25 protein-coding genes are annotated in these 25,675 nt (G+C 50.8%); 11 read left to right on the top strand and 14 right to left on the bottom strand.

Translation table 11 applies throughout. The features are described from left to right. Nucleotides 1–50: 50 nt before the first annotated feature. Nucleotides 51–1,040, bottom strand: a complete 990-nt coding sequence (locus METH11B_RS0114250; protein ID WP_197026962.1) for a FecR family protein — start codon at nt 1,038–1,040, stop codon at nt 51–53. Between the two features lie 77 nt (nt 1,041–1,117). Beyond that, on the bottom strand, nt 1,118–1,639 hold the full coding sequence (locus METH11B_RS0114245; RefSeq protein ID WP_026602594.1) for an RNA polymerase sigma factor: 522 nt from the start codon (nt 1,637–1,639) through the stop codon (nt 1,118–1,120). Between the two features lie 369 nt (nt 1,640–2,008). Between METH11B_RS0114245 and METH11B_RS0114240 the strand changes: the two genes are divergently transcribed. Further along, a complete protein-coding gene (locus METH11B_RS0114240; protein ID WP_026602593.1) occupies nt 2,009–2,275 on the top strand; it encodes a hypothetical protein in 267 nt (88 codons plus the stop codon). Between the two features lie 71 nt (nt 2,276–2,346). On the opposite strand, the gene METH11B_RS0114235 is transcribed toward METH11B_RS0114240, so the two are convergent. From METH11B_RS0114235 to METH11B_RS0114215, 5 genes are all read right to left on the bottom strand, one after another. Next, on the bottom strand, nt 2,347–4,728 hold the full coding sequence (locus METH11B_RS0114235; protein WP_026602592.1) for a TonB-dependent siderophore receptor: 2,382 nt from the start codon (nt 4,726–4,728) through the stop codon (nt 2,347–2,349). Between the two features lie 159 nt (nt 4,729–4,887). Then, entirely contained in the window at nt 4,888–5,871 is a 984-nt protein-coding gene (locus tag METH11B_RS0114230) for a FecR family protein (RefSeq protein ID WP_026602591.1), read from the bottom strand. 71 nt (nt 5,872–5,942) lie between these two features. Beyond that, nucleotides 5,943–6,470: an RNA polymerase sigma factor gene (locus METH11B_RS0114225; RefSeq protein ID WP_026602590.1), complete on the bottom strand. Its 528-nt coding sequence runs from the start codon at nt 6,468–6,470 to the stop codon at nt 5,943–5,945. A gap of 372 nt (nt 6,471–6,842) precedes the next feature. Continuing rightward, a complete protein-coding gene (locus METH11B_RS0114220; RefSeq protein ID WP_026602589.1) occupies nt 6,843–8,066 on the bottom strand; it encodes a sialidase family protein in 1,224 nt (407 codons plus the stop codon). A gap of 90 nt (nt 8,067–8,156) precedes the next feature. Next, nucleotides 8,157–8,708: an RNA polymerase sigma factor gene (locus METH11B_RS0114215; RefSeq protein ID WP_026602588.1), complete on the bottom strand. Its 552-nt coding sequence runs from the start codon at nt 8,706–8,708 to the stop codon at nt 8,157–8,159. A gap of 543 nt (nt 8,709–9,251) precedes the next feature. On the opposite strand from METH11B_RS0114215, the gene METH11B_RS0114205 reads away from it, so the two are divergent. Beyond that, nucleotides 9,252–11,660: a TonB-dependent siderophore receptor gene (locus METH11B_RS0114205; protein ID WP_026602586.1), complete on the top strand. Its 2,409-nt coding sequence runs from the start codon at nt 9,252–9,254 to the stop codon at nt 11,658–11,660. Between the two features lie 501 nt (nt 11,661–12,161). Continuing rightward, a complete protein-coding gene (gene mtgA, locus METH11B_RS0114200) occupies nt 12,162–12,902 on the top strand; it encodes a monofunctional biosynthetic peptidoglycan transglycosylase (protein WP_026602585.1) in 741 nt (246 codons plus the stop codon). 7 nt (nt 12,903–12,909) lie between these two features. On the opposite strand, the gene yjgA is transcribed toward mtgA, so the two are convergent. Both yjgA and METH11B_RS0114190 read right to left on the bottom strand, forming a co-directional pair. After that, nucleotides 12,910–13,554, bottom strand: coding sequence for a ribosome biogenesis factor YjgA (gene yjgA / locus METH11B_RS0114195; RefSeq protein WP_026602584.1), 645 nt, complete (start codon nt 13,552–13,554; stop codon nt 12,910–12,912). A 1-nt stretch (nt 13,555) separates the two neighbouring features. Continuing rightward, on the bottom strand, nt 13,556–13,738 hold the full coding sequence (locus tag METH11B_RS0114190) for a hypothetical protein (protein ID WP_020484262.1): 183 nt from the start codon (nt 13,736–13,738) through the stop codon (nt 13,556–13,558). Between the two features lie 482 nt (nt 13,739–14,220). Between METH11B_RS0114190 and rdgC the strand changes: the two genes are divergently transcribed. Further along, the gene (gene rdgC / locus METH11B_RS0114185; RefSeq protein WP_026602583.1) at nt 14,221–15,129 is read left to right on the top strand and encodes a recombination-associated protein RdgC; all 909 of its coding nucleotides are present in this window, start codon (nt 14,221–14,223) and stop codon (nt 15,127–15,129) included. Further along, nucleotides 15,129–16,091 (top strand): L,D-transpeptidase family protein, encoded by a 963-nt coding sequence (locus METH11B_RS0114180; protein ID WP_026602582.1) that lies wholly within the window; start codon nt 15,129–15,131, stop codon nt 16,089–16,091. The genes rdgC and METH11B_RS0114180 overlap by 1 nt, the downstream gene beginning before the upstream one ends. Before the next feature lie 66 nt (nt 16,092–16,157). Here the strand turns inward: METH11B_RS0114180 and METH11B_RS0114175 are convergent, their stop codons facing one another. Both METH11B_RS0114175 and METH11B_RS0114170 read right to left on the bottom strand, forming a co-directional pair. Beyond that, nucleotides 16,158–16,436 carry an Lpp/OprI family alanine-zipper lipoprotein gene (locus METH11B_RS0114175; protein WP_026147103.1) on the bottom strand — a complete coding sequence of 93 codons (279 nt, stop codon included), beginning with the start codon at nt 16,434–16,436 and terminating at the stop codon, nt 16,158–16,160. An 84-nt stretch (nt 16,437–16,520) separates the two neighbouring features. Then, nucleotides 16,521–17,075 carry a L,D-transpeptidase family protein gene (locus METH11B_RS0114170; protein WP_026147104.1) on the bottom strand — a complete coding sequence of 185 codons (555 nt, stop codon included), beginning with the start codon at nt 17,073–17,075 and terminating at the stop codon, nt 16,521–16,523. Between the two features lie 72 nt (nt 17,076–17,147). Between METH11B_RS0114170 and METH11B_RS0114165 the strand changes: the two genes are divergently transcribed. Continuing rightward, nucleotides 17,148–18,782: an alpha-D-glucose phosphate-specific phosphoglucomutase gene (locus METH11B_RS0114165; RefSeq protein ID WP_026602581.1), complete on the top strand. Its 1,635-nt coding sequence runs from the start codon at nt 17,148–17,150 to the stop codon at nt 18,780–18,782. Nucleotides 18,783–18,828: 46 nt separating this feature from the next. Here METH11B_RS0114165 and METH11B_RS0114160 read toward each other — a convergent pair whose 3' ends face one another. Beyond that, nucleotides 18,829–20,940 carry a hypothetical protein gene (locus METH11B_RS0114160; RefSeq protein WP_036275996.1) on the bottom strand — a complete coding sequence of 704 codons (2,112 nt, stop codon included), beginning with the start codon at nt 20,938–20,940 and terminating at the stop codon, nt 18,829–18,831. Between the two features lie 295 nt (nt 20,941–21,235). On the opposite strand from METH11B_RS0114160, the gene METH11B_RS0114155 reads away from it, so the two are divergent. Both METH11B_RS0114155 and METH11B_RS0114150 read left to right on the top strand, forming a co-directional pair. Continuing rightward, nucleotides 21,236–21,442: a cold-shock protein gene (locus METH11B_RS0114155; protein ID WP_020484269.1), complete on the top strand. Its 207-nt coding sequence runs from the start codon at nt 21,236–21,238 to the stop codon at nt 21,440–21,442. 212 nt (nt 21,443–21,654) lie between these two features. Continuing rightward, entirely contained in the window at nt 21,655–21,921 is a 267-nt protein-coding gene (locus tag METH11B_RS0114150; protein ID WP_020484270.1) for a hypothetical protein, read from the top strand. 228 nt (nt 21,922–22,149) lie between these two features. Here METH11B_RS0114150 and METH11B_RS0114145 read toward each other — a convergent pair whose 3' ends face one another. Further along, nucleotides 22,150–22,830 carry a zinc ribbon domain-containing protein gene (locus METH11B_RS0114145; protein WP_026602579.1) on the bottom strand — a complete coding sequence of 227 codons (681 nt, stop codon included), beginning with the start codon at nt 22,828–22,830 and terminating at the stop codon, nt 22,150–22,152. A 260-nt stretch (nt 22,831–23,090) separates the two neighbouring features. Between METH11B_RS0114145 and mutY the strand changes: the two genes are divergently transcribed. The 3 genes from mutY to METH11B_RS0114130 all read left to right on the top strand — a co-directional run bounded on the left by mutY (nt 23,091) and on the right by METH11B_RS0114130 (nt 25,101). Then, nucleotides 23,091–24,158 carry an A/G-specific adenine glycosylase gene (mutY, locus tag METH11B_RS0114140; protein WP_026602578.1) on the top strand — a complete coding sequence of 356 codons (1,068 nt, stop codon included), beginning with the start codon at nt 23,091–23,093 and terminating at the stop codon, nt 24,156–24,158. Further along, nucleotides 24,142–24,411: an oxidative damage protection protein gene (locus tag METH11B_RS0114135; protein WP_036275993.1), complete on the top strand. Its 270-nt coding sequence runs from the start codon at nt 24,142–24,144 to the stop codon at nt 24,409–24,411. Before mutY ends, METH11B_RS0114135 begins: the two co-directional genes overlap by 17 nt. 156 nt (nt 24,412–24,567) lie before the next feature. Next, a complete protein-coding gene (locus METH11B_RS0114130; RefSeq protein WP_026602576.1) occupies nt 24,568–25,101 on the top strand; it encodes a hypothetical protein in 534 nt (177 codons plus the stop codon). A gap of 59 nt (nt 25,102–25,160) precedes the next feature. Here METH11B_RS0114130 and METH11B_RS0114125 read toward each other — a convergent pair whose 3' ends face one another. Continuing rightward, on the bottom strand, nt 25,161–25,607 hold the full coding sequence (locus METH11B_RS0114125) for a hypothetical protein (protein WP_020484275.1): 447 nt from the start codon (nt 25,605–25,607) through the stop codon (nt 25,161–25,163). Nucleotides 25,608–25,675 lie beyond the last annotated feature (68 nt).

Genomic DNA, 25,675 nt, shown 5'->3' with positions numbered 1-25,675 from the left:
GAAAAAGACGCCAAAATTTATTCGGGAAGAAGAACGGGGCCTAACGAGGCTCAGCGTCTGATCAATAGCGCCTGCCCCGGCGCGGGATGTTGAATATTGACCGGCAGGGTCATCGCGATCACATTCAGCGCGCCATCAAGGTTACCGATATGGAAGGTACCGCTGACCTTTAGCTTGGCCAGGCTTGGGTCGGCCAAAGTCAAGCGCGTGTCGTGAAAGCGTTCCAGTTCGCTTAGCACTTCGTCCAACCGCCGGTTTTCGAACACCAGTTGACCGCGCAGCCAGGCAGTGAGGTTGGTCGGATTGCCTGGACTGTCCTGAAAATTGCCTTGTGGATCGTAGCTGAGTACTTGGTTGGCCTTGAGTTCCCGGCTGCCGTTGGTTTCTACTTTAACAACGCCTTCCAGCACCGCGACGGCTACCTGCTGGTTTTGCACCTTTACGTCGAATTGCGTGCCGATATCGACAATGGTGCCATTGCCGGCTTTGACCTCGAAGGGTTGTTGCGGATTGTGAGCCACGCTAAAAAATGCCTCGCCCTTGATCAGTTCGACCGAGCGCCGCCAACGGTTGACCCGCAGATTCAACTCGGTATCGCCACTCAGCTCCAGGCGCGAGCCGTCGGCCAGTTGCACGGTCTGGCGGCCGCCGCGTTCGGTCTCATAGTGGCTGCGATGACCGTACCAGCCCTGTTCAGAGAAAGTACCCACGCCCAAACCCAGCAACAAACAAGCGGCCAGTGCCAGTTCGGTAAAACGGCGTAGAAGCTTGCGCGGCGGGCGGTAAATTAAGGCTTGCCGGCGCACCGGAAAATCCCCGCCCTTGAAACGATCCAGCTTGCGCCATTTGTCGGCCAATTGCCGGTAAATACGTTGCCGGTCCTCGCCTTGCGCCAGCCATTCCTGAAAGGCCTGGCGCTCCGCAGGCGTGCAGGCAGCCGAATCCAGTCGCAGAATCCACTCTATGGCTTGCTGTTGCAGATCGGGCGAAGCTTCGGTTTTGGGCATGTTAAACAGGGGGCGATGGGTTGCGCTAAGCACAGGCATTCTATCCTTTAGCCGCCCGACATTTAAAATCCGGCTTCAGAAACAATGAAAAAAACCCGCCAGCCACGGGCTTAGTCATCCGTATAGTCGAAACGCAGCAGCACATGCTGCGCGGCGAAGCCGACTAGTCTTACGGAATTGCGTTCGGAAATTCCCAGCCGACGACCGATTTCCTTATGTGACAGCCCTTCCAGTCGGTACAGCACGAAGGCGTTGCGGGTAGTCTCCGGCAGTTCCAATAAAATCCGATTCAAGGATTGCAGTTCCTGTTCGGAGGCCAATTGATCCTCGGGCAGCGGCTCGGCGGCCGTTATGTCATGCAGTGTCTGGTCGTCACCGGCTTCCACATGAAAACGCTCCCGAACACTCTGACGGCGGTGTTGATCGACGCTGAGATTGGCAATCGTGCGGTATAGAAAGGCCCTGGCATTGTCGATCGACTCCGGCTCGGGATGTTGCATCAAGCGCAAATACGCTTCCTGCACCAAATCCTCGGCCAACTCATTGCCGCCGCGCAGGCCGGCAAAGACCCGGAGCTCATGGCTATGCCGCTGAAACAGCCGATCAAACAGCGAGGGTTTGGATGTAGGCACTAACAAGTCTCGATGACAAAAGAAGTAACGGTCTGGGGCATAAACCCCTGCCGGACCTATTCCGGTTTGGCTGCGTAGGCAGAACGGAACACCGCGCAAAAAGCATTCCATCCGGTCGAATCCAATTTGATCTATAGGTTTTAAATGCGATTACATCTTTTAAAACAATTGTTTGAATTAGCCGTAAAGGTGCGACTTATGGTAGGACGACGGTAGTTTTTGCGAAATCCGGTGCGGCAAATCACGCAAAATCGCTTTTAGATACGCCAAATCACATAGCCCTGCCCGAATTACCGATTTCAGTACCGATTGCTGAGTGCGGCGTGATAAAAACCTACCTGATTACGTATAAGCTTCAGCCGAGTGGAGGTGCTGTCCCGCTCCACCCGCAAAACCGACACCACCACCAAACTACTACGCTACATCAATCTACCGTCCTTGCAGGAGTACGTGTTGATCGAGCAGGACATCGTTCCGGTGCAGGTGCTGCACCGGAACAAGCGTTGGTTATCGGAATATTATTTTTTGGGCGATGCAGTAAGTATCGAATCCATCGGTTTGACCTTAAACGTCGAAGACATTTACGACCGGGTCGATAATCGCGATATGAATGAATTCAGGCAAGATAAGGTTTAATCCGTCGTCGGCGTGGGAATGATGAAACGTAGGTCGGGTTAACGCGATAGCGCGTAACCCGACCTACGTGACTAAAACTCCACCTTAACCGAGCCCAAGAAAGTCCGTGGTGCACCGGGCATGGTTTGGTAAATAAAATTACCGTAACCATTGCTGGATGCGATGTATTCCTTATTCAAAAGATTTTCTATGTTGAATTGCCAGGTTATACGGGAAGGTCCGGCTTTGTGCTGGTACTTCAGCATCGTATCGACGCGGGTATAGCCGGGTATTTCGAAGCTGTTATCGACATCCCCCGAGCGCTTGTCAACCACGTAAACGCCTGCGCCGGCACTGAAGCCCTGTGCCCCCAGACCTGAAAAATCATAGGTGGACCATAAACTGGCGGTATTTCTGGGGATATTCTCTAGGCGATTGCCTGCTTTGCCCACGCCGCTGAACGGCGACTCGTTGCCGCTGGTGACGACTGCGCCTATGTAGGTATAAGTGCCAATGATGTTCCAGTAATCGGTCAACTGCCCTTGCAAGTCGAACTCGATGCCTCGACTGCGTGCCGCGCCGATTGTGGCGTAAAAGCTGTTGTTAGGGGCCGGTAGTTGCGATTTAATATTGGTTTTGGTTAATTCGAAGAAAGCCAGATTGGCGCGCAGTTGTCCATCCAACCATTCGCCTTTCAAGCCAAACTCCATTTCCTTGGATTTTTCCGGGGCGAAGGCGGAACCGTCGATAGGCCGTCCTGCATTGAAGGCGTTGAAACCATTAACGTAATTAACGTAAGCACCTACCCACGGTACGGGTTGGTACAACAAACCTATGCGGGGACTAAAATTGTCGTCGTCTGTGTGATTGGTGGAAACGCCTTGCGCATCGTAATTGCTGTGCATGGCATTATCGAACCGCCCGCCCAGCAATAAATGCCATTGATTCCACAACGAGATTTGGTCCTGAATGTAAATGCCATACCACTCATTGACGGTATCGTTCTGTCCTCCTAGCGGCAGGTCCAGCAGCTCGGTAAATCCGTATTGTGGGTTGAAAACATTGATATTGGGAGCGGTCGTATAAGCGCTAAACAGATTTCTGTTTTTGGAATGGTAGTAATCCGCACCCAGCAAAACAGCATGTTTCAACGGTCCCGTCTCGAAATGACCGGTTATGTCCACGGTGCCATATTGATTTTGAAAATCGTCGCTGGTCTTGATAAAACCTCTAGCCAAATTACCCAGAAGATCGACGTTTTCATTCGAGGAAGTCTGCGCGGTTAAAAAAGTTTGGTGATGCGTCGAGTATTTTGCCCGTACTTTCCAGTCTTGATTAAACTCGTGGGTCAGGGTTAAGCCGCCGGTATAAGCCTCTTTGTCTGCAAAGTCGGTCGGTTCGTTGCCGGAAAAATGCAATGGAATTTTGCCGGGAATCGCCCCGGACTGCTGCAAGCTGTAAGGGATGCCGGAATCGGCGACATCTTTGATGTTCTGATACATAAAATCCAGATCCAGTCGGGTTTTGTCGCTAATATTCCAAGTCAGGCTCGGCGCCACAAAGTCACGAGTGACCGGATGGTTATCCCTGAATGTCGCGCCGTCCAAATGTTCGTAATTCAGACGATAGGCCAATGCACCGTCTTCGGTGATTTTATTGGTGGCATCTAGCAAGGTGCGGTAAGTATCGAAGGAACCAAATTGCTGTTGTAGCGAATAATATGCATCTGTTCGCGGTCGTTTAGTCACGATATTGACTAGACCTCCGGGTTGGGCACGACCGTAGAGCATGGCCGAAGGCCCTTTCAACACCTCAATACGCTCGGCATTAGCCAGTGAAATGGGCGTATTGGGTGTTAATACACCGTCACGATAAATATTATTGGTATTGGTGAAGCCACGAATATAGAGATTCTCATCTTTATCGTTACCAAACCCCCAGCCCTTGGCAACGCCGCTGACGTTTTTCAGGGCATTTTCCAGCCCGATGGCTTGCTGGTCGTCGATGATGGCTTTGGGTAGCACTTGCACGGAAATGGGGGTGTCGAACAAAGGCGTATCGGTTTTGGTGCCGGTCACAGCGTTGGCGACTGCGTAATCCTTGTTGTAAGGATCGCTCGGGTCACGCGTGCCTTTGACTAACACAGCGCCTAACGTTGTCGCATCGCTGCCGGAGGGTGCTGGTTTCAACGTCACAGTACCATCCGCGCCAATACTATAAGTCAAGCCGCTACCGCTCAACAGTTTGCGGACCGCGTCCTCTATCGTGTAGTCGCCTTGCAGCGCCGGACTGGTTTTGCCGGCGGCGGATTGCTCCGCATACAACATCGCCGCCCCCGATTGTGCGGATAGCTGTTGCAATGCACCCGCCAAGGACTGGGCCGGTATATCGAAATGGTGTTTGCCGTCCTCGGCGTAGGCTTGCGCCGAGATCAGCGCAATGGCCGTGGCGAGGCGTTTGATTGTCAATGTCATGCTCCATGTCTCCATTATTTTTTTAGGGTTCATGGGCATAGACGCGGAGGCTTGAAAAAGCCGCCAGCCTTTGAATGTTTTTTCCCTGACGCCGTTAGCGCCAGCCTTCCGTAACGGAGTAGATGCGAATTGGAGCGTCGGAATAAATCCGCACCTTCATTAGCGCTTGCCCGAAGCGGCTTCCAAGACGATTTCCCGCTCGCCGATACGCTTGACGTTGACCGGCAATAAAGCGGTAACCGCATTCAACATCCCATCCAATTGCTCGGTGCGGAAACTGCCGTTGACGCGTAGCTCGGCCAGTTTCGGATCGGGTAGACGAATCTGCACGTCGTGATAACGGCCGATTTCCGCCAAAACCTCGACCAACCGCCGACCGTTAAAAATTAATTGCCCTTGGCGCCAGGCCGTCGCGGCGGCAATATCGCTTGCGATGACCGGCACGAAGCGATGATCGTCGCTATACGCCAGTTGTTGTCCCGCATGCAATTCGCGATGTTCGCTCTGAACGGACATTTCCACCACACCTTCTTGCACCGTGACACTAACCCGGTCGGCTTGCTTATACACATCAAAAGCCGTGCCTATGTCGCGCACGCTGAGATTGCCCGCCTGCACACTAAACGGCCTGTCGGCATTGTGAATGACTTTAAAGAACGCTTCGCCGCGTATCAACTCAACGCGGCGTTGGGCATGATTGAAATGCACCCGCACTTCGGTATCGGTATTCAATTCCAGCTCGCTACCGTCGGATAAGGCCACCACCTGTCTTTGCCCCTTAGCCGTGTTGTAGCTATGCGGCAGGCCGTACCAGCCTTGCGGCGAAAATATTGCCAAGCCGACGCCGAATAGTAGAGCCGCCGCCGCGCTGTATGCCGGCCATTGCCGCCACGTGGAATGATGAGTTTGCGGTCGATAGCGCAAGGCTTCGTCACGGGCACGAAACGCCTGATCTTTAAGCGGCTCCAGCCAGTCCCATTGTGCCTGCACCTGCCGATACGCCGTTTGATGGGCGGGATTGATCGCCAACCAGTCCGCGAAAGTACGCTGGAGTTGCGCGTCCGCGGGCGCATCGCGCAAGCGCAGCAGCCAGGCTATTGCTTGGTCGCGCGTGGTTTGGCTGGTAGATTCGCTGTCTGACACGCTGAGTGACTGAAATGTGTTTATCAAAGGAACAGTTTACCGGACTTTTTCATAGACGGGCCAGGCGGCAATCACCGCCAATCATGATCCGATTCTGTGCTGAGCTTGGCGCTGATATGTTGCATCGCCAGCATCACGTAGCGTTCAGAGCAGCGTACTGAAATGCCCAAACGTTTAGCTATTTCGGCATGCGAGCAGCCTTCTATGCGGTATAACACAAAGGCATGGCGGCGCAATTCCGGCAATTCGTCCAGCCAGGCGGAGAATTTCTCCAATTGTTGATGAGTTTGCCAATAATGCTCGGGCGAAAGGCGCTGGTCGGCAACATGCTCGATGTCTGCGTCGGGTTCATCGAAGCGTGCGCGCGTTTCGCGGCGGCGATGTCGGTCAACCGTTAGATTGGCGGCGGTCTGAAATAAAAACGCCCTGGGGTTTTGAATGGTTTGCGGCTCTGGATATTGCGATAGGCGCAGAAAAGTTTCCTGCACGATGTCGCTTACATCGGGTTCTCGCGGCCAACGGCCGCGTAAAAAGCTGCCGATTTCGTGCGCGTGTTGCAGAAACAGCGTGTGCAGAAATCCTGGTGATTCTTTGGACATTGAAGGCATTCGTGGCCGGGGCAAGTAAAGATGCTTTTCAGCAATAACCAAGCCAAGCCAGCCGTGTTGTCATTAGACACCGCGCGTTAGCGCGACTATGCCGTCGGTAGTAATGTTTTGGCGGCGCTTAAAAACAAAGTAGATGCGTGATATGACCTGTTTTAAGCGGGAATTGCGGCATATGCCGCAGTCTTTGGCAGAGTCCTTGCCTTAAGTGAGCTGGTGACAATTAATCGTGACCATTAACCCGGCCCTTAAATATCGTTGCTCCCGCGAAGGCGGGAGCCCTGCGGCTATATTGGATTCTCTGTGCGGTTTAACGGCTCCAGGGAATTTAAGGGCTGGGTTAATAATTACCTTCGATCTCTTGTCTTAGTCGATGGTTAAAGAGACTAGCCGCACTTTCTTTTGCATCGGATCGGTCCAGGCGACAAAAGCTTGCTTGCCGACGCGGGCCATCGCCAGGTATTTGCTGGGCCATTTCGGGAAGCTGCCGTGATACACCGTGGTTTGCCGGCTGACTTTGCCGTTGGTTGTCACTTTGGCGACTCGTAACTCATCTTCTGGCCCATTGCGGCCGCGCCAGCTGACCAAGGCTGAACCGTCGTCCAGCAGTAAGGCGTTGGTATAGCCGCTGGCGTCGGCATCCAGCTCGATAGGTGAATTAAAATGCGCGCCGTTGTCAGTGGAGAAGGCCAGTTTCACCCGGCCTTTACCGTCGGCGGCAGTGAACCAGGCCGCCACGCCAGCGGTTGGCGTTAGATCGATGGATGGCCCATTGCTTGGGCAACCGCCGATCACCCAGCCGTCCGCATGAACGCTAGCGATTTTCGGATCTCCGCCGGCTTGCCAGCGCACGGCGCTAATATCGCGAATTTCGCCGACAGCATGGTCGCGATAAACGGTGACCAATTGTTCGCCCAGCGCGTCGGTAAAACTGCGGCAGCAGGAGCAAACATCGTCATCCAGCGTTAGCTCCGGGCTGGCGCGCCAATTTTTGTCGATTACGCTCGCCATCAGTTGGTAGCGGTTGGTTTTCTTATCGGCCGCCGGGTCGTGGCTGACATTGCGCATGTCGGTCCAAACCAGCGCCAGTCGTGCATCGGGAAGTGCGGCCAAAGACATTTGCGCATCGTAGATACGCGCAGCATCGCCGTAAGGTTTTAGCGGTGGGCTCCAGCTTAAACCGCCGTCTATCGATCTGGCCAGATAGATGTCTGCCGCATAGCGGTCCGGAGAGTCCTTCACATACCGCATCCAGGCCGCCGCCAGGCTGCCGTCACTTAGTCCAAGCACTACCGGTGGGTCGGCCAATTTACCCTCGACCTTGATCACCGTTAACGGCATGCTCCAGCCCTGTTTTTCCAGTATGGCAAATTTAGCGGTGCTGCTAACGCCGTCGGTTTCCACCCAACTGACGATTAACTCGCCGGTGGCGGTCTGTGCCAGATGGTGTTGCTGGCTGACACCACTGGCCGGGATTTGCAGTTCGCTAATCCGCAACGCATGCGGCGGTTTGGCAAATGCGTTGTGTGCGCCTATAAAAAGCAAAAGCAGCCCGCCGATTATGGTGAGAAAGACCTTGATAGTATGCATTGGGCGACCATGGGTAGAAGAAAATGAATCATCTTTTTAACTTGAGAGGACTTGATTTGTAAACTCGCCCGGCGCAAGGCTTGTCAGCCTTTAGCTGGCTGCTCTGTAGTACTCCGATTGCCGACAACTTGGGGTTGGCAGAAACGCGATTGCCAGTTGCGCACGCTGCTTTCGACAGTGCACCAAGCCTTTGACGATGTGCTTTTCCACTGCGCTTTCGGAAATATCCAGCACACCAGCCACTTCCCGATAACTAAGACCGCGAATTTTATGCAGGATAAATGCATCCCGACAACGCGGCGGCAGTTCGGCGATGGTTTGGTACAACAAGGTCCGGCATTGCTGGCTGGCAATTGCGCTTTCTGCGCCGGGCTGTTGTGGTTCTTCCACGAGCGGAGCCGCTTCCTGATGGCGTTCGACGATTTTATTGTGGCGCAGATGATCAAGAGCCAGATTGCTAGCGGTCCGATATAAAAAGCTGCGCGGGCTTGCGATTGCCGTGGCATTGGCGGTGCGGGCCAAAATCAGATAACTTTCTTGCACCAGATCTTCTGCGGTTTCCTGGCATTTGACTATGCGCAGCAGGTGATGCAACAGCTCCTTGCAATGCAGGCGATAAAGCGCGCTTATGTCCAAGTTCATATTGAGGGATTTGCCCGGTACGGTGATTTTTCACTCATAAGGTAAAGCCAAATTCATGCCAAACAATAACCTCAAACGCAGCAAGTGCGGCAAGAGCCAGGGAATCCGGGGCTTTGGTGCCGATTGGTTTGGTATTCGTCGAGTTTGGAGACAAAGATTAAGGCGCAAAAAATCGATGGGATGCCGTATTGAGTGCGGCATATAACCTATTTTTTGGTATTGATGCCGTAATCAACTCGCACGCCCGGCGCCTTCAAAACCCTTGATGGTTGGCAAGCTGCTTAATCTGAATGTCTCGCGCATCCGCAAAATGCTCATTTCGATATACCTCCGAGGTAAAACGGAAATACCGAAATCCAGACGACATGGACAGCTTGAAGCTCGCCATCCATGGCACATGCCCCCTTTTTTGCCCTTTGGGTATCCCGGCGGGCATGACGGACTTTTCTAGTCAGGAAGAATTTTGATCCCTCACTTCCTGTTTTATGCCTGTCGTGCGTCAAAACAACGATAGTCATCATTTAACAACAGCGAGGGAAATTCATGACGTTGAAACAAACATTTAGCGGCGGCCTGTTTGGACATGCTTCGGCACTGGTATTAGGGGCTGTGCTGGCGGTTTCCGGCACCGCGGTTGCAGAAAGCGCCAGTCGGGCTTTCAGTATCCCTGCAGGCTCTCTGTCTACCGCGCTGAATCGCTTGGCGGAATCCGGCGGCTTGCAACTGGTCTACGACACGGCAATCACTGAGGGTTTGCAAAGCAAGGGCCTTAGCGGCCATTACACCCCGGAAGCCGCGTTGCAACATCTGCTGGGAGGTAGCGGTTTGAGTTACCGCATCGCTGAAAACGGCAATATTTTGATCGAAAGACAGTCTCTGAATTACAAACAGGACCCTACGGCGTTGCCGGCGGTGAATGTGGTTGGCAAAAAGGTATATGACCCTAACGACCCTTTCAGCCAAATCTATGCGGTGCCGAATGCATCCACTGCAACCAAAACCGATATTGCGATTATGGACACCCCGGTATCCATCCAGGTCGTCCCCAAATCGATCATGAACGATCAGCAAGCGATCCGCATCGAAGACGCCTTGACGCAAAACGTCAGCGGCGTGCAGCGGGCTTACGGTACGGCGGATATGTACGAAAGCTTCATTATTCGCGGCTTTGCTTCCGACGACCAAATGTATCGCAATGGTTTCAGGCGCTCGATGGGCAAGTTCGATCCGGCGAATATCGAACAGCTCGAGGTATTGAAAGGTCCGGCATCCGTGCTGTATGGTCGGTTGCAGCCCGGCGGTATGGTCAACTACGTGACCAAAAAGGCGTTGGATGTGCCTTACTATTCCTTGCAGCAACAATTCGGCTCTTTCAGCGAATTTCGTACCACGGTCGATGCAACCGGACCGCTGGATAAAGATAAAACCCTGTTGTACCGGTTTAATGCCGCTTACGACGAAGGCAATTCGTTCAGAGATTTTGTCGATCACGAGCGGGTATTTATTGCGCCGAAATTGACTTGGCGGCCCAACGACCGCTTCGAGGCCAATGTCGAAATAGAGAAACGCCATGAAAATTACACGGAAGATTATGGCGTGCCGGTATCGGGCAATCGGCCTATTACAAACCGCAGATCCTTATTTACCGGTGATCCGGCCATCAAACCCAGCCAAGACACTACGCTGATTTATGCGGATTGGAGCTTCAAATTTAATGATGACTGGGGGCTAAGGCATAAATTTCAGTGGGACGAGACCGACATCGTATTCGGCGGCGTCGCGCCTAACAGTAAAATAAACGCGGATGGACATACTCTGGATAGATTTGGCATTCTCGGTACCAGCAACCGCCGCTCTTACTCTACTAGTCTCGATCTAACTGGAAAGTTTCAAACCTTTGGCCTTAAGCATGATGTTTTAGTAGGGGGAGATTGGTTCTTTTTTAACCAGGATGCGCCGGACAATAACTTTAGTTACGGCACCATCCCTACCTTCGATATCGATAATCCCCAATACGGCAATTTCGATTTAGCGGCCCTGCGCGCCGAGCCCGCCAACTGGTTTTGGCGCTCGCGCGACGATTGGTACGGCGTTTACTTCCAGGATCAAATTACGATTTTGGATAAGTTACATATCATGGGTGGAGGCCGTTACGATATGGCTGGCTACGGCGGTTACGGCGGTACATCCTGGGACGAAACCAAGGCCGGATTCAGCATGCAGCATGAAGATAAATTCAGTCCGCGGGTAGGTATCGTTTATCAGCCTTGGGATTGGTTGTCTTTGTACGGCAACTACGTCGAATCGTTCGGCACCAATAACGGCCGTTCCGCCACCGGTGGCAATTTTGCACCGCAAGCTGCCGAGCAGTACGAAATCGGTTTCAAAACCGAGTTTTTCGACAAGCGGCTATCGTCAACTGTGGCGTATTATCATTTGACCAAAAATAATCTGATGACCTTCGACTTGAGTACGCCGGACCCCACCGATCAAAAAACTATCGGCGAAGCGCGTAGTCAGGGCATTGAAGTGGATATTAAAGGTCAGATCACCGACGAATTCAGCCTGGTGACGACCTATGCCTACACCGACGCCAGATATACCAAGGATTACAGCGGTTTGCAGGGCAATCGTTTGTTGAATGTGCCCGAGCATCAAGCCAGTCTGTGGGGTACCTACCAATTCACCGAGCAATTTAAGGCTGGCTTGGGCGGGGTGGTTGTCGGTAAGCGCGAAGGCGACAATACCAACACCTATCAATTGCCTGGATATACTCGCTTGGATGCGATGCTGGCCTATGTACAACCCATCGGCAAAACGCGTCTGACGGCGCAAGTCAATGTCTATAATCTGTTGGATAAGGAATACTACACTGGCTCAACTTCTTGGTTGCCTACAGCCAACGTCGGTGCGCCCATTTCCGCCATGGGATCTTTGAAATTGGAGTATTAATTCAATACTGGTTGACGGCACTGCTGATAGAGCAGTGCCGTTAGCCACCTTTGAATATCGTCGTGCGAAAGCTTCGCTAGGGATAGAGGATGGGCATATGGACAATTCAGCCCTGCGGCTCATCGCTAATTTGATTTGGCTTTTTACTGATTATATTGCAGCAGGCAGGAGGCATAACGAGCTTGGAATCATCCCTGCCTGGATAAAAGCGTTTTTCCGCGCTTCTATCCAGGTATCCCTGGCGTCCTGTTTTCCATGTTCACGGGGGAGAGAACTTAAACATCCCTGACACCGGTCTTTATATAACAATATCCGTGCCAAGCCCTTGAGACTACATGATTCAGGGGCTTACGCTAAAATCGACAGCTACCATATTAATTTCTATGTTATTTGCCACAATAATGGCTTTGCTTTACGGCATTTCCCGCAAAAACCGTAGTTAGTCAATTCCGCGTTCAATCATGGATAATAAACATCCCAGTCACAACGCTCGAATCGCCCGTGAAGCATTTCCGCCATCCGGCTCGCTATCGCCAATTTTGGCGCCAACCCAAAACGGCGCTTTCTTTGCTGAAACGTTGCAAGCGCGGACTGGTCTATGCGGCGCTGTTTTTTGTACTCAGTTCGCTGGTGCTGGTAGGCGTATTGCGGTATCTACCCCCGCCGACGTCGGCGTTCATGCTGCATCAGCATGTTGATGATCTGGCCGAAGGCCGGCGCTATAAGGGTATTGATCAACGCTGGGTCAGTCGCCGGCATATTTCGCCGCACGCCTTTGCTGCGGTGATCGCATCCGAAGATCAATTGTTCTATCAGCACAACGGCTTCGATGTTGACGCCATCGCCAAGGCTTTTAACCAATATTTGCGCGGCGGTAAACTGCGTGGGGCCAGTACGATCAGCCAGCAAGTCGCGAAGAATTTGTTTTTAAGTCCGGCCAAAAACTTCGGCCGCAAGGCCTTGGAGATTTGGTTTACGTTGTTGATCGAGGCGATCTGGGATAAGCAGCGGATATTGGAAATGTATTTGAATATTGCCGAGTTCGGCGATCATTTATTCGGCATAGAAGCGGCCAGTCGCCGTTATTTCGGTGTTTCTGCCCAACAGCTATCTGCCAATCAGGCTGCGCTGTTGGCGGCTACATTGCCGAACCCTATATTGCTAAAAGCCGATCAGCCCAGCGCTTATTTACATAAACGCCAAAGCTGGATCTTGGGCCAGATGCGGGCGTTGGGGAACTGATCGCGAGTTAATCCTCTGCATCCTGATTGTCCTGCGCGTCCTCTTCAAAAGGTGGCAGGCCGGATGCCTCGGCAATCAGTTCTTTCAGATACTTGTATAGCAAGCGCGCCGACTTGGGCGGTTTGGCTTCCTTGGCTTCTTTCTGTGCGTTGCGCTGTAACTGGCGCAGGTGCTGACTGTCCGCGGTAGGAAATTCTTCAATGAATAGGGTCAACTGTTGATTGCCATTGGCTGCCAGCAGCTGGTCGCGCCAGCGCTCGGCCTGGTGATGTTCTCTGACCGCATGGGCGCTGCGGTTTTTCATCCGCGCCAATTTTTCATGAATCGCGGCGGTATCCAGCTTTCTCAGTTGCGCGGTGATATATTTCAACAAGCGCTTTCTGGCGGAGTTATGCCCCATCTTGCCGGCATCGCGCATGGCTTGTTCTATGCTCTCGGGCAATTCGAATTCGGCGATATGCGCAGGGGATAGCGCGCAAATTTCCTCAGCCATCGCAAACACTTCGGCTATTTCTTTTTTGATGCGAGTCTTGTTGGGGCGTACCGCGTAATGATCGGCTTCCTCGTCTTCGCTGTCGCCGTCGTACTCGTCCTCGGGTTCGTCGTAATAATCTTCTTCTTCGAATTCTTCTTGGTAATCTTCGTCGTTCATGTCAAACCATTGCTATTAAGAAAAGCACGAACATCACTACCATCAACAGGGGCACAATAACGCTGGGCCAATCGGAGGGTGTTTGTTTGCTGCGCGCGATTGCGGCTTTGATGCCGGGCTGCATCCAGAACAAAAGCAGCAGCGCCAGGGCGCCGAGTATCAGGTTTTCCCAGGTTGACAGCATGATGTGACCGCTTTGTTATGAGTGAGGGACTTGCTACGCGTCATTCTAACAAACCTTGCCATGCAATAAGACATTGCTTGCTGCTACAAATTAAAAGTTGTTTCTCTGGATTTATCGCTAAGCGATTATTGCGGCTGGGTAAATTCAGTTATTCACAGAAGCTGTGGATAACTCTGTGTATTAAATGTAGAAAGCCTTTGCTGTTCCCCGGTAGTGCTGGGCTGGGCTCAAATTGTACAGCATTAAGTCATTATAATTAATTGATTATAATCAATAGCTTACAAATGATGCTTTGTATTTCAACGAGTTATTTTGTCAAGCGTTTTATGATCTTGCCGTAAACAGTTTAATGTGCATAACTTGTTTACATGCTAAGCAAATTTGCTGCCAAACTGCATTTTTTGGCTAGGCTTTAAGCGGGTCAGCTTATATGGTCTGCGCAAATTTGCGATAATGGCCGGTTTTTAAAAAAGAGTCATATCATGTGGTTTAAAAATCTTGCCGTCTACCGTTTTACCGAGCCATTTACTTTGGATGCTGTTGCTTTGGAGCAAAAACTGCAACAACAGCCGTTCCGATCTTGTGGTAGCCATGATGAGTTCAGTTTTGGCTGGACTGCGCCGCTAGGCAGGGCCTCGGACGCACTGGTGCATGCCAATAACGGTTTCTTGATGCTATGCGGCAAGAAGGAAGAAAAGGTCGTGCCGGCATCGGTGATCAACGAAATGCTGCAAGAACGCATCAACGAAATCGAAGAACGCGAGGCCCGCAAATTACCAGCGAAAGAGCGTAGTCGGATCAAGGACGAATTGATATTCGAACTGTTGCCGCGGGCGTTTTCGTTTTCACGGAAAACCTATGCTTATATCGATAGTCAGGGCGGCTGGCTGGTCGTCGATGCGGCATCGGCTAAAAAAGCCGAAGACATGCTCAGCCAGTTGCGTAAATGCTTGGGGTCTCTGCCCATAGTGCCGCTCACCGCCACCGCCAAACCGGCTAGCGTGATGACGCAATGGTTGATCGACAACACCTCGCCGAAAGATATTTTGATCGAAGACGAGTGCGAGCTGCGTTCGCCGGAAGAAGAAGGCTCGATTATTCGTTGCAAACGCCACGACTTGGCGTTGCCGGAAATCAAGAATCATCTGGATAGCGGCAAGCAAGTGATTAAGTTGGCGATGAGCTGGGCCGAACGCATTTCGTTTGTATTGGACGAGAGCTTGGCTGTCAAGCGGCTAAAGTTTCTTGATCTTATTCAGGAGCAAGCCGCCGATATCGAGGCATTCGACGAAGTCGAACAGTTTGATGCCGATTTTTCTATTATGACTGCGGAACTTGCTCAGTTTTTGCCGCGTCTGCTTGAATTATTTACTGCTGAAGGTAACGCCTAATGAAAACCCGTTTGTTATTCAGTTTGCTGCTGACAGCCAGTACGGCGGCGTCGGCGCTAACGCTGCCGGCACCGGATAGGCCGGGTGACAGCCTGATAGGCAATCCGCCGCATGAAGTTAAATATGTCGCGGCGAAGCATGAAGACACTCTGATCGATATCGCGGTAAATTTTCGGCTTGGGCAAGATCATATCGTATTGGCCAACCCCTATGTGGACCGCTGGTTGCCCCGCGAAGGTACGCAGGTGCGCATCCCCAGCAGCTTTTTGTTGCCGAATGCGCCAAGAGAAGGGATCGTGGTTAATTTGCCGGAAATGCGGATTTACTATTACGCGGATGCCGGCCGGGTTGTGACTTATGCAATCGGTATCGGCCGGGAAGATAACTGGAAAACGCCGTTGGGTAAAACGAAAATTACCGGCAAAACCGACAAGCCTTCCTGGACGCCGCCGCCATCCATTATTGCCGAGCATTTGGCTGATGGCGATGTGCTGGATCCTTATTATCCGCCTGGTCCGAATAATCCCTTGGGTTTGTATGCGTTTAAGTTAGGGATACCCGGCTATCTGATTCACAGTACTAATGTTGTTAATGGCATTGGCATGCGGGTTAGTCATGGGTGCATGCGGATGTACCCTGCTGACATTGAGCAGTTTTTTCCAATGGTTAAAGTGGGCACCACGGTCAATATTGTTAATCAATCGATCAAAGTGGGCTGGTATCACGATACCTTGTACATGGAAGTGTATCCAGAGTTGGAAGAAACGCCGGCAACCTATGAGCAGCGCTTGCATACGGCGTTGAATTTGATAGAGCAAGCCAATGGTGGGCAAATGCCTGTAATCAAAGGTTCTGTTTTAAAAGCGGCAGTAGAAAAAGCGACTGGTATTCCGGTGGCTATTTATGAGCGTCCTACCCAGACGCCTCCTGTGGTTCAAAGCCAAGCGGCACCTGCGAAATAGAGGCAATAAAAAAGCCCGTGGCCTTGCGGCTCACGGGCTTTTTAAAATCAACAACAGCAATAAAGCTTATTTGTGTTGTGATTTTTTGAACATACGGTCCAATTTGCTGTTGGTATCTTGAGCATATTGGGCAGCACGGTTAGCAGCAGCTTCAGCAGCAGCAGCTTTTGCAGCAGCTTCAGCAGCAGCGGCTTTAGCAGAAGCAGCGTCAGCAGATGCAGTAGAAACTTTGCCTTCCAAAGTGCCTACTCTTGCGTCCAAAGCTTCCAGGTCTGAAGTGCTTGCGCAACCGGTTGCCAAAGCTGCAATTGCAACAACTGCTGATAATGTAATAGCTCTCATCATGGTTTTCCCCTTGATTGTGGTTTCAAAAAATAATAAATGAAAAACGGTGGTAATTGTCCAACATTTTTTTGGATTTTACCAACATTATTTCACCGTTACGAGTGTCCCTTTTTCTACCCATTGACTTAACTGATCGATTTGATCGTTAGTCAACGCGATACATCCGTGTGTCCAATTCATGGATCTGTGGATGGACAGACTACCGCTGCCCAAACCATGAATACCGATTTGCCCACCGAGATCGGTATTTTGCGGCGGAATTTGTCCGGCAGAATGCGCTCTGGCAATAGCTTCGTAAGTGTCGAGATCGATTTTGCCTTTTTTCAAGGCATTATCGGCATTGTCTACATTGGGATAGGTCAAGCCGAAGAACTTACGGAAGGCGCTTCTTTCATTTATCCAGCCGATCCGATAGTTACCGAGCGGCGTGATGTCATCGCCGCGATGATTTTTTTCACCCGCGCCATTGCGGCCAATGGCGATATTTTCCAGCACGGCAACCGTCTTGTCGCCCTTCCTGACTTCCATGCTTTGCGTCTGCGTATCGACCAGCAACCAAACATCCTCTCCAGCGAAACTGCGCGCCGATACGGTACAGCCCATCACAATCAAAACACCTAATAATTTTTTCTTTATCATGGCAATCTGTAAATAATCAAAGTTTTGGTGTAATTTAACCCTTTCGAAACGAGGTATTACAAAGGGTAGCATATGACAACAACAATCACCAAAACGACTCCCTACGATGATCAAAAACCCGGCACATCGGGCTTACGCAAAAAAGTCAAAGTCTTCCAACAACCCAAATATCTGGAGAATTTCGTCCAATCCATCTTCGACAGTCTGGAGGATTTTCAGGGCAAAACCTTGGTGATTGGCGGCGATGGCCGCTACTTTAACCGTAAAGCCATCCAGATTATTATAAAAATGGCGGCAGCCAACGGTTTCGGTGAGCTCATTATAGGCCAAGGCGGCTTGTTGTCCACTCCTGCCGCATCGAATATTATCAGGAAATACAATGCGTTCGGAGGCATTGTTCTATCAGCTAGTCACAATCCCGGCGGCCCTGAAGAAGATTTTGGCATTAAGTACAACGTCAGCAATGGTGGCCCGGCTCCGGAAAAGTTCACCGACAAACTGTACGAGAATACCAAAATCATCACCGGCTACAAAAAAGCCCGTTTCGGCGACATAGATTTAGACGTTATCGGTGAGGTCGAAAAAGGCGGCGTGAAAATTCGGATTATCGATTCGGTAGCCGATTACGCTGAATTAATGGCCAAGATATTCGATTTCGATCTGCTCAAACAAAGCATCCATAACGGCTTCATCACGCTACGTTTCGATGCGATGCATGCCATCACCGGTCCGTACGCCAAGCATATTCTGGAAGATACGCTGGGCGCTACACCTGGCTCGGTATTTAACGCCGTGCCGCTGGAAGACTTCGGCGGCGGCCATCCCGATCCAAATATGGCCCATGCTCACGAACTTTGTGACATCATGTTCGGGGCCGACGCACCCACTTTCGGCGCGGCCTCGGACGGCGACGGCGACCGCAACATGGTCATGGGCGCAAACATCTTCGTTACTCCTAGCGATAGCTTGGCGATTATGGCCGCCAACGCCAAGTTAATCCCAGCTTACGCCAAAGGCATTAGTGGTGTGGCCCGCTCGATGCCGACCAGTCAAGCGGTTGACCGCGTTGCCGACAAACTAAGTCTGCCTTGCTACGAAACCCCAACCGGCTGGAAATTTTTCGGTAACCTGCTGGATGCCGATAAAATTACCATCTGCGGCGAAGAAAGCTTCGGTTCCGGCTCCAATCATGTCCGTGAAAAAGATGGATTATGGGCCGTGCTGTTCTGGTTGAATTTAATCGCGCGCAAACGCGAATCGGTGGAAGACATTGTTCATGAACACTGGCAAAAATACGGTCGCGACATTTACTGTCGTCACGATTACGAAGCGGTCGATTCCGAGATTGCCAACGGCATTGTCGAACATCTGCGTAGCCAGTTAAGCAGCTTGCCCGGTAAAAGTTGGGGCGATTACGAAGTCAAGTTTGCCGACGAATTCAGTTACACCGATCCGGTCGACGGTAGCGTCAGCAGCAATCAAGGCATCCGCATTGGCTTTGTGAACGGCTCGCGTATCGTGTTCCGGCTGTCGGGTACCGGTACGGTCGGTGCGACTTTGCGTATTTATTTGGAGCGCTATGAGCGTGATGTCAGCAAGCACGATCAGGACGCTCAGGTTGCGCTTGCGGAATTAATAGAAATTGCCGAGCAGTTGTGCGAAGTCAAAAAACGTACTGGCAGAACCGAGCCTGACGTTATCACTTGATCGATCCCGGATGAATAAAACGTTAGGTCTGGCTTAACTGCCTGACCTAACGGCTCTGTCCGTACGCATCGCGCAAAATCTGTTCTGCGTCACGACCTGCCTCCGCCAAAGCTTGAGCTCTGGCGATGGATAAGCCCAGGCCGTGCCCGGCACCTATGCCTGTAAATTGCCAAGTCTGGTCATCGGCAGCTGTTACCGAATCAGGACAAGAAGGTAGTTTCAGGGTATTGCGAAAAATCTCGCAACTGAGCAGCTCTTCGCTGGTCGGATAAAATAATCTGATAAACAACTCGCCATCTTTGTGCCGTTCGCGGCGAATATCCAGAATTTGATTTTCCGTAAACACCCGGCGCAACTCCTCGCTTGAGAGCTGCCTTTGCCAGCGCTGATCGCCGCCGTTGGCAAACGGCAACCAGTTCAATCCGGATTCGGTCGCCAACTGGTCCAAAAGCTGTATTAAAGCAATATCGATATGACTGCTACGACGTAGCTTGTTCCCAGGCAACTCGCCGAGATAGACCATGCAATGCGTGGTATCGCAAAGGGAGCTTGATTCATTATGCCTATGGTTACCGTGACTGCCGTTCCAGGCGATCACCGCTCGCATCGCTTCGCGGGCGCTACCAGCCAGATTTTGTGCCTCGGCAGCCAATACGCCATCCACATAGCTATCGACATCGGTTTCCAGCACCGTCGGCCCCTGTTCGTTTGTTTGTCGCAGAACACCTTTCACCACCCGCTCGGATCGGCTGCCACGTGCGCTGGAAACGATCCTGATTTGCCCGCAAACCGTAAAGCGCCCGTGTTGGTTAGCGACTAACGGACAGTCCGGCTCCTCATTCCAGCTATCTGGATCGGTAGGCGTTAACAAACTAACCCTAACCGCAGCAAAACGGGCCGGATAGTCGTGCTGCCAGTTTCTTAACAAGGCTGCGGCTTTACTTAATATTGACGCGCCATTGACGCCGCGTTGCCTAAATATCGCCAGAAATACCGGATTCGTAGCCGGCCAGGCCAGCAGTAAATGACCAGCCAAGGGGTGGCCGTCAACAGTCGAAACCGTGCCGGTTTTGGCTAGAACTTGAAGTTGGCGCAACAGCTTTCTATCTGTCTCGCTTTGCCCCGCCAAGGTGGAGTTGGGCAAGATACCGTTTTGGCTCAAGCCACGAAAATAATCGGGCTTGGATAGCAAGGCTGCCCGCATCGCCAAGGCCAATTCCGGCAAATTGGCTTGTAAGGCAAAATCGCCGTCGGCATTGCGTTCGCCCAGATAAGAGCGCCAGGCTTGCGGATCCGATGGAGCCACTTGAGCTGGAAGATTTTGCTCTTTAATCGGCGACAATAACAGACGATAGCGCTCGATTTGAAATTGCTCGCGACGCTGCAATAGCTTTTCAGTCTCGCTCGCCGCCAGTTCTGCACCCAGCAAATCAGCATCGGCTTGTGCCAATGCCGCAGCATACGGAATTTTCAACAGCGACCCAGGAGGTAAACGACTGGATTGATCCCCGCCGCTCGTCAATATCCGCCCGGACAGTAGGCTCATCAACAGATACGAGCTATCTCCGGCATCGTCGAACGCCACGCCCAGTATTTCAGTTAATTTTGTCGACACGGTACAAGGTTCTCGGGGCCAGCCGGCATTAACCAACAATCGCGCCAATACCGCCCGGTCATTGCCATCTAATTCGGCGCCCTGCCTAACCCGATTCTTGATGCTTTGTAGTTCAAGTTCACTGGGTAAACGTCCGGGCTCGAGATCAGCCAACTCGCCGCTGAAATGCATCGCCCCGGCTTCTTCTGCCCAAGCCGGTAGACGACCGCCACAGCTGCGATGACTGGCTTCGTGAAACAGTTCGTGACGCAGATACACCGCTTCGCTCAGCCCGCCCTGTGGTTGTTGCCGCAGATAAATACTGCCTGGCCGCCAGCCCCCGGCATGACTGCCGCTAAATGCCCCGCTAGTCAACGCGGGAAACACCCGCACCGGATCATCCTCGCTAGGTATCTTGTAGCCCTGTGCCGCGAGTTCGCTAGCGGCAACAGTTGCGGTTTGCCGTAATTCAACTTGCTGTGTTAGCGCCCCGAAAAACAAAATAGCCGCACCAACATCAAACAAATATTGCCGCCTGATGCATCGTTTTAATGAAGCATTCATTGGTAGTTGGAGGTTTAAGCTGAGCATGGGTAATCCCGCAAATTGCCGAATAGCGAAGATAGACTAGGAAGTGTCTAAATACTGGATTTTACGATTTAAATTGACAATCAGTCGAATCAGCCTAGAATGCAAGCCAGCTAGAAAATACGATTTACCCTTTGTTTACCAGCTCGATGTCTCTACAGTAGTCCTTCGTCCTAGTTTTTCATTAAGTAATTTCCACATTTACCAGCGTGACCCGCCTTACTTTAGCTAAGGCTTTATCTAAATTTTTATAGGACTTATTATGTCTACAATGACAACTGGCGTCGTAAAATGGTTTAACTCTGACAAAGGCTTCGGCTTTATCGAACAAAAACAAGGCCCTGACGTTTTCGTACATTTCAAAAACATTTTGAACCCAAACAACAGCTACAGAACGCTGGATGAAGGTCAACACGTACAATTCAAATTGGGCCGCGGCCCTAAAGGCCCTCAAGCCGAAGAAGTAACCATCGTTTAAAGATTAAGCCGTAGTTGCCAACAGACACCTACGGCTTTTTTGTTAGATAAAGTGGAAATCAATCGCGGTTTCCACTTTCGTTCTCCCCGTTTCATTCCAGCACACTGGGTAGCTTTCAAAAGCTTCTAGCAAAGCATACAGCAGACTAAACTTTAATTGTCTGCAATGGTCCAACAGCCGTTACAAATTTCAATCAAGCAAAGAGGTGAATCATGTCGTTAAAAAACGAATTCGAAAGTTTGCTCGTTAATCTGGATTCGGTTCGCGAAGAACTGCAACTGAAGCTGCATTTGGCTTCCATGGATGCCAAGGATGAATTTGCAGAAGCGGAAAAACAGTGGTTGCAGATTAAAAGTAAAGCCGCTGAAATTGCCGACGAGTCGATAGAGACTTCTGAAGAGTATATCGCCAAGGCCAAAATTGTTGGAGAGGAGTTGAAGGAAGCTTACCAGCGAGTAGCCAAGCGTCTTTCCGAGTGAGCTGCCTAAACTCAAAAAGCTACAGCTTTAATTGATTTAGTGCAAGCCTTGCCGTTAGTGCACGCTGGTTAATAAGGTTGTCGTCTTTGGGTATGCAAGACGTTGGTACAGGTGGTCAGCAATTTTGCTGACCATTGCGGCTTGAAACCAGTGAACTCAACGTCGATTTTGCAGTGTGGCTAAGATATTGAAGTAGCGTCGCGATTTCCGCTGTAAATCCAGCTTTCCTCAACTGTCAGTAACTGTTGTCTTGCCAAGCTTCGATCCACAATTCTGGCAATATTGTTGATCAACCGGAACAGTGGTTTCGCATGCGGGACATGTATTGGATGACTGGGTTTTGTGTCCGCAGGTATTACAAAAATGAGTGTTTGCGGTAATGTCGGCGCCGCATTGCTGACAGGTCAATTTTTGTTGGGGGAGAAACCTTGATAACATTTCAACCAGCTTGGCAACGGTATCGACCAAGTAAGTTGCATGGCTATACGCCCTGACCACAAACCAAATACTGACGCTTACGATCAGAATGATCGCGCTACTATGGTAAATCGTTCTACCTAAGCTATCGACGAACGGCGCCAATAACTCCCAAAACAACGCCTGCACTGTAATCAAAATCAACAGAGCGGTTAACGGCTCCGCAATGCCTTTGGCAAACGACAACGCACCGCCGCTATTGGGAATGGCTTCTATAACGTAGCCGGCAAAAAAATAAAACAAGATTAATCCCGCCAGCCTGGCGAAAAACCAGACTACGGCCGCAGCCTTGAATACACCAGCCACTTCCAATTCCGTCATTACTGGTACTAGCGTAATTAATTTGCCTATTGTCAGAATGCTGGCAATCGTAATGAATAGCTGGGCGGCCCGCTGCCATGCGTTGCTCGATGAGGAAATCAAAGAAAACATAGGCGTTCAACTCCTGTTTTTTAGGGGACTGAATTTGAATCAATCATTAGCTCGTTGAACGAGCGTGATTCCTTGGGTAGAGAATATCACACAAAAAAGCGGATAACCCTCGCTGCTAAAACTGTAGAAGTTCAAACACTGTCTGGCTATTTACGGCTTGGAGACCACAGTCGAAAAACGGTTTTTTGCCTTATCTAAATCCTTTACGGTACTATTCAGTGGCAATGCGTAATTGATTTTCCCTTCTCCCAAACGACATCATGTCCCCCGAACAATTCCAACAAAAACTCTTTAGCTGGTTTGATAATCATGGTCGCAAGGATTTGCCATGGCAACGGGACATTAATCCTTATCGAGTTTGGGTGTCGGAGATTATGTTACAGCAAACGCAAGTCGTCAGCGTGATTGCATATTTCAATCGCTTTGTCGCCAGATTTCCAACGGTGCAAAGCCTGGCAAGCGCAGAACTGGACGAAGTCTTACAGCACTGGTCCGGGCTTGGCTATTATGCGCGCGCCAGAAACCTACACAAAACGGCACAAATCGTTGCCGACAATGCCGGTATATTCCCGCAAACCGTCGCAGAACTCAGTGCCTTGCCCGGTATCGGCCGCTCCACTGCGGGGGCGATACTTAGCATTGCTTGCGGGCAAAGTCAGCCCATATTGGACGGCAACGTCAAGCGCGTACTGGCGCGGTTTCACGCCGTGCATGGCTGGCCAGGCGACAACAAGGTTGCGGGGCAGCTTTGGCAAATTAGTCAGCGCTATACGCCGACGCAAAGAACCGGAGACTATACGCAGGCGATGATGGACTTGGGGGCCACGCTCTGCACCCGCAGTAAGCCGCTATGCGACATCTGCCCTATCGCAGACAGCTGTCAGGCCAGGCAGATGGGTGTAATAAAACAATTGCCAGGCTCCAAGCCTCGCAAGGATGTACCGGTCAAACAATTATATTTCCTGCTGTTATTAGATAAGGAAAACCGGATATTGCTGGAAAGGCGGCCGCCGATCGGTATTTGGGGCGGACTATGGAGTGTGCCGGAATTTGCCGATCCGCAGGCTTTGCAAGAGTGGTGTCTGCAACGCAATTACAGAATTGATGTCTCGCAAACTTTACCAGGCCAGCGCCACAGTTTTTCGCATTATCATCTGGATTTCATCCCGGTGCTGGCGAAACTGGAAAACCCCATAAACAATGTGATGGAAGGCGAGCGGGCGGTTTGGTATAAAACCGCCGAGATTAATACTTTAGGTTTGCCGGCGCCGATCAAGCGTCTGCTGCAACAACATTTCACAGAGGATCAAAATGACGAGAATGATTAAATGCGTAAAACTGGGCGTTGAGGCTGAAGGTCTGGATGCCCCGCCGTTTCCTGGTGCCAACGGCCAACGCATTTTCGATCATGTATCGAAACAGGCCTGGAAGGACTGGCTAGCGATGCAAACCATGATAATTAACGAGCAGCGGCTATCCAGTTTCGATCCGGCCGCAAAAAAAATATTGGAAGCCGAGCGTGAGAAATTTTTATTTGCAGGAGGGTTCGAGTTGCCGGAAGGCTATGTGCCGAAAAAATAGTGCCGGGTGGGCTTTAGACGCGTTGTCAGATTGGTAGTATTAAAAGGCTATCTGTACGGCTTTTGTATAATGTTAATGCGGTTAAAGCATTGACAAAAATGGTTGTGACTGGAAAGCTCAGGATGTATATCAAAAACTATCCTCCGGAGAAAAGTTATGAGCGCAACTGTAGCAAATCAGATTCATGCCTTGCGCGCCACTCTCGGCGATCATGTCCTGGTCGGTAAAATACTGGATGTGTTTTATGCAAAAATGCTGGACGACTATCGGATTAACCGCTTCTTCAGCCGCCCGGCTGCTGAGCAGGCCGGTACCCTAAAAGCTTATTTGAAAGCTTACTTCAATAGTGCCGATGAGAGAGTATTAAAGGCATTGGACGGGTATTTTACTACAGCGTTTGCCCGCACTAACGCCAAACCGAGTTTGGTTACCGGTAACGATTTTGCCTTCCTGCTGGATATCGTTGGCGGGCAAGAGATAAGAAGCATCACGTTGTTAACCCCTGCTCATTGTTTTTTGATAAAGCTCGGTCCTGACGATTTCCATTACGACATAGTGATGGAGCATTTGGCCGCCTCTTTAAAACAATTGAATATCGCCGAAGATTTGGCTTATCAAATCATGGCTTTGGCGGAGAAAGGTAGAGATGGTTTGTTGGCTAGAGGCGTTGAAGTTAAGAAAGCCGCTTGAATAGCGTTTTAGTAGCTCGGGTTTCTCTCTCTTAGGGATTGCCTAAGAGAGCATTATCACTAGCTGTCGTCCTTGATCATTGCAACAAGAAAATCTACGAAGCTATGAATGGCTAAGCCGGTGCCCACTGCGCTTGCCATGTTTGCCAGTAATTTGCCGACAACGCCTAAAAGTTTTTCAAGCAGTTTGTGGCCGCCGATAATTTCTATTCCGTAGAGCAAAAATTCGCCTAAAAAATGATTGATGACGGCGAGCTTTAGATTTAGCTGGGTTCCCAATAAGCCTTGCGCTAACAAAGTGTGGGTTTCGGCACGTTGCAAGCCGTCTTTTAACGCCGAAAAATTCGGATTAAGTTCCATCCAGGCTTTTTTATAATCGTCGCGAAATTTCGGTTGAAAATACTCGCCGTTATTTATCACCTTCTCTAAAAACTGCTGCAGAGCATCAACGAAATTCAGCAACCTTTTTCTGTCATCCTCGCCAGCCCCAAAGACAAATTTTTCCACTGCTGTTCCTTCTATATGATGTCTGCGTTCTCACCGAAAAAAAATTGCAGGCTGACTTTTAACCCGCT

This window comes from Methylomonas sp. 11b (assembly GCF_000515215.1).
Lineage (GTDB): Bacteria > Pseudomonadota > Gammaproteobacteria > Methylococcales > Methylomonadaceae > Methylomonas.
The sequence above is the reverse complement of the archived record's forward strand: the minus strand, read 5'-3'. Positions and strand labels throughout refer to the sequence as shown.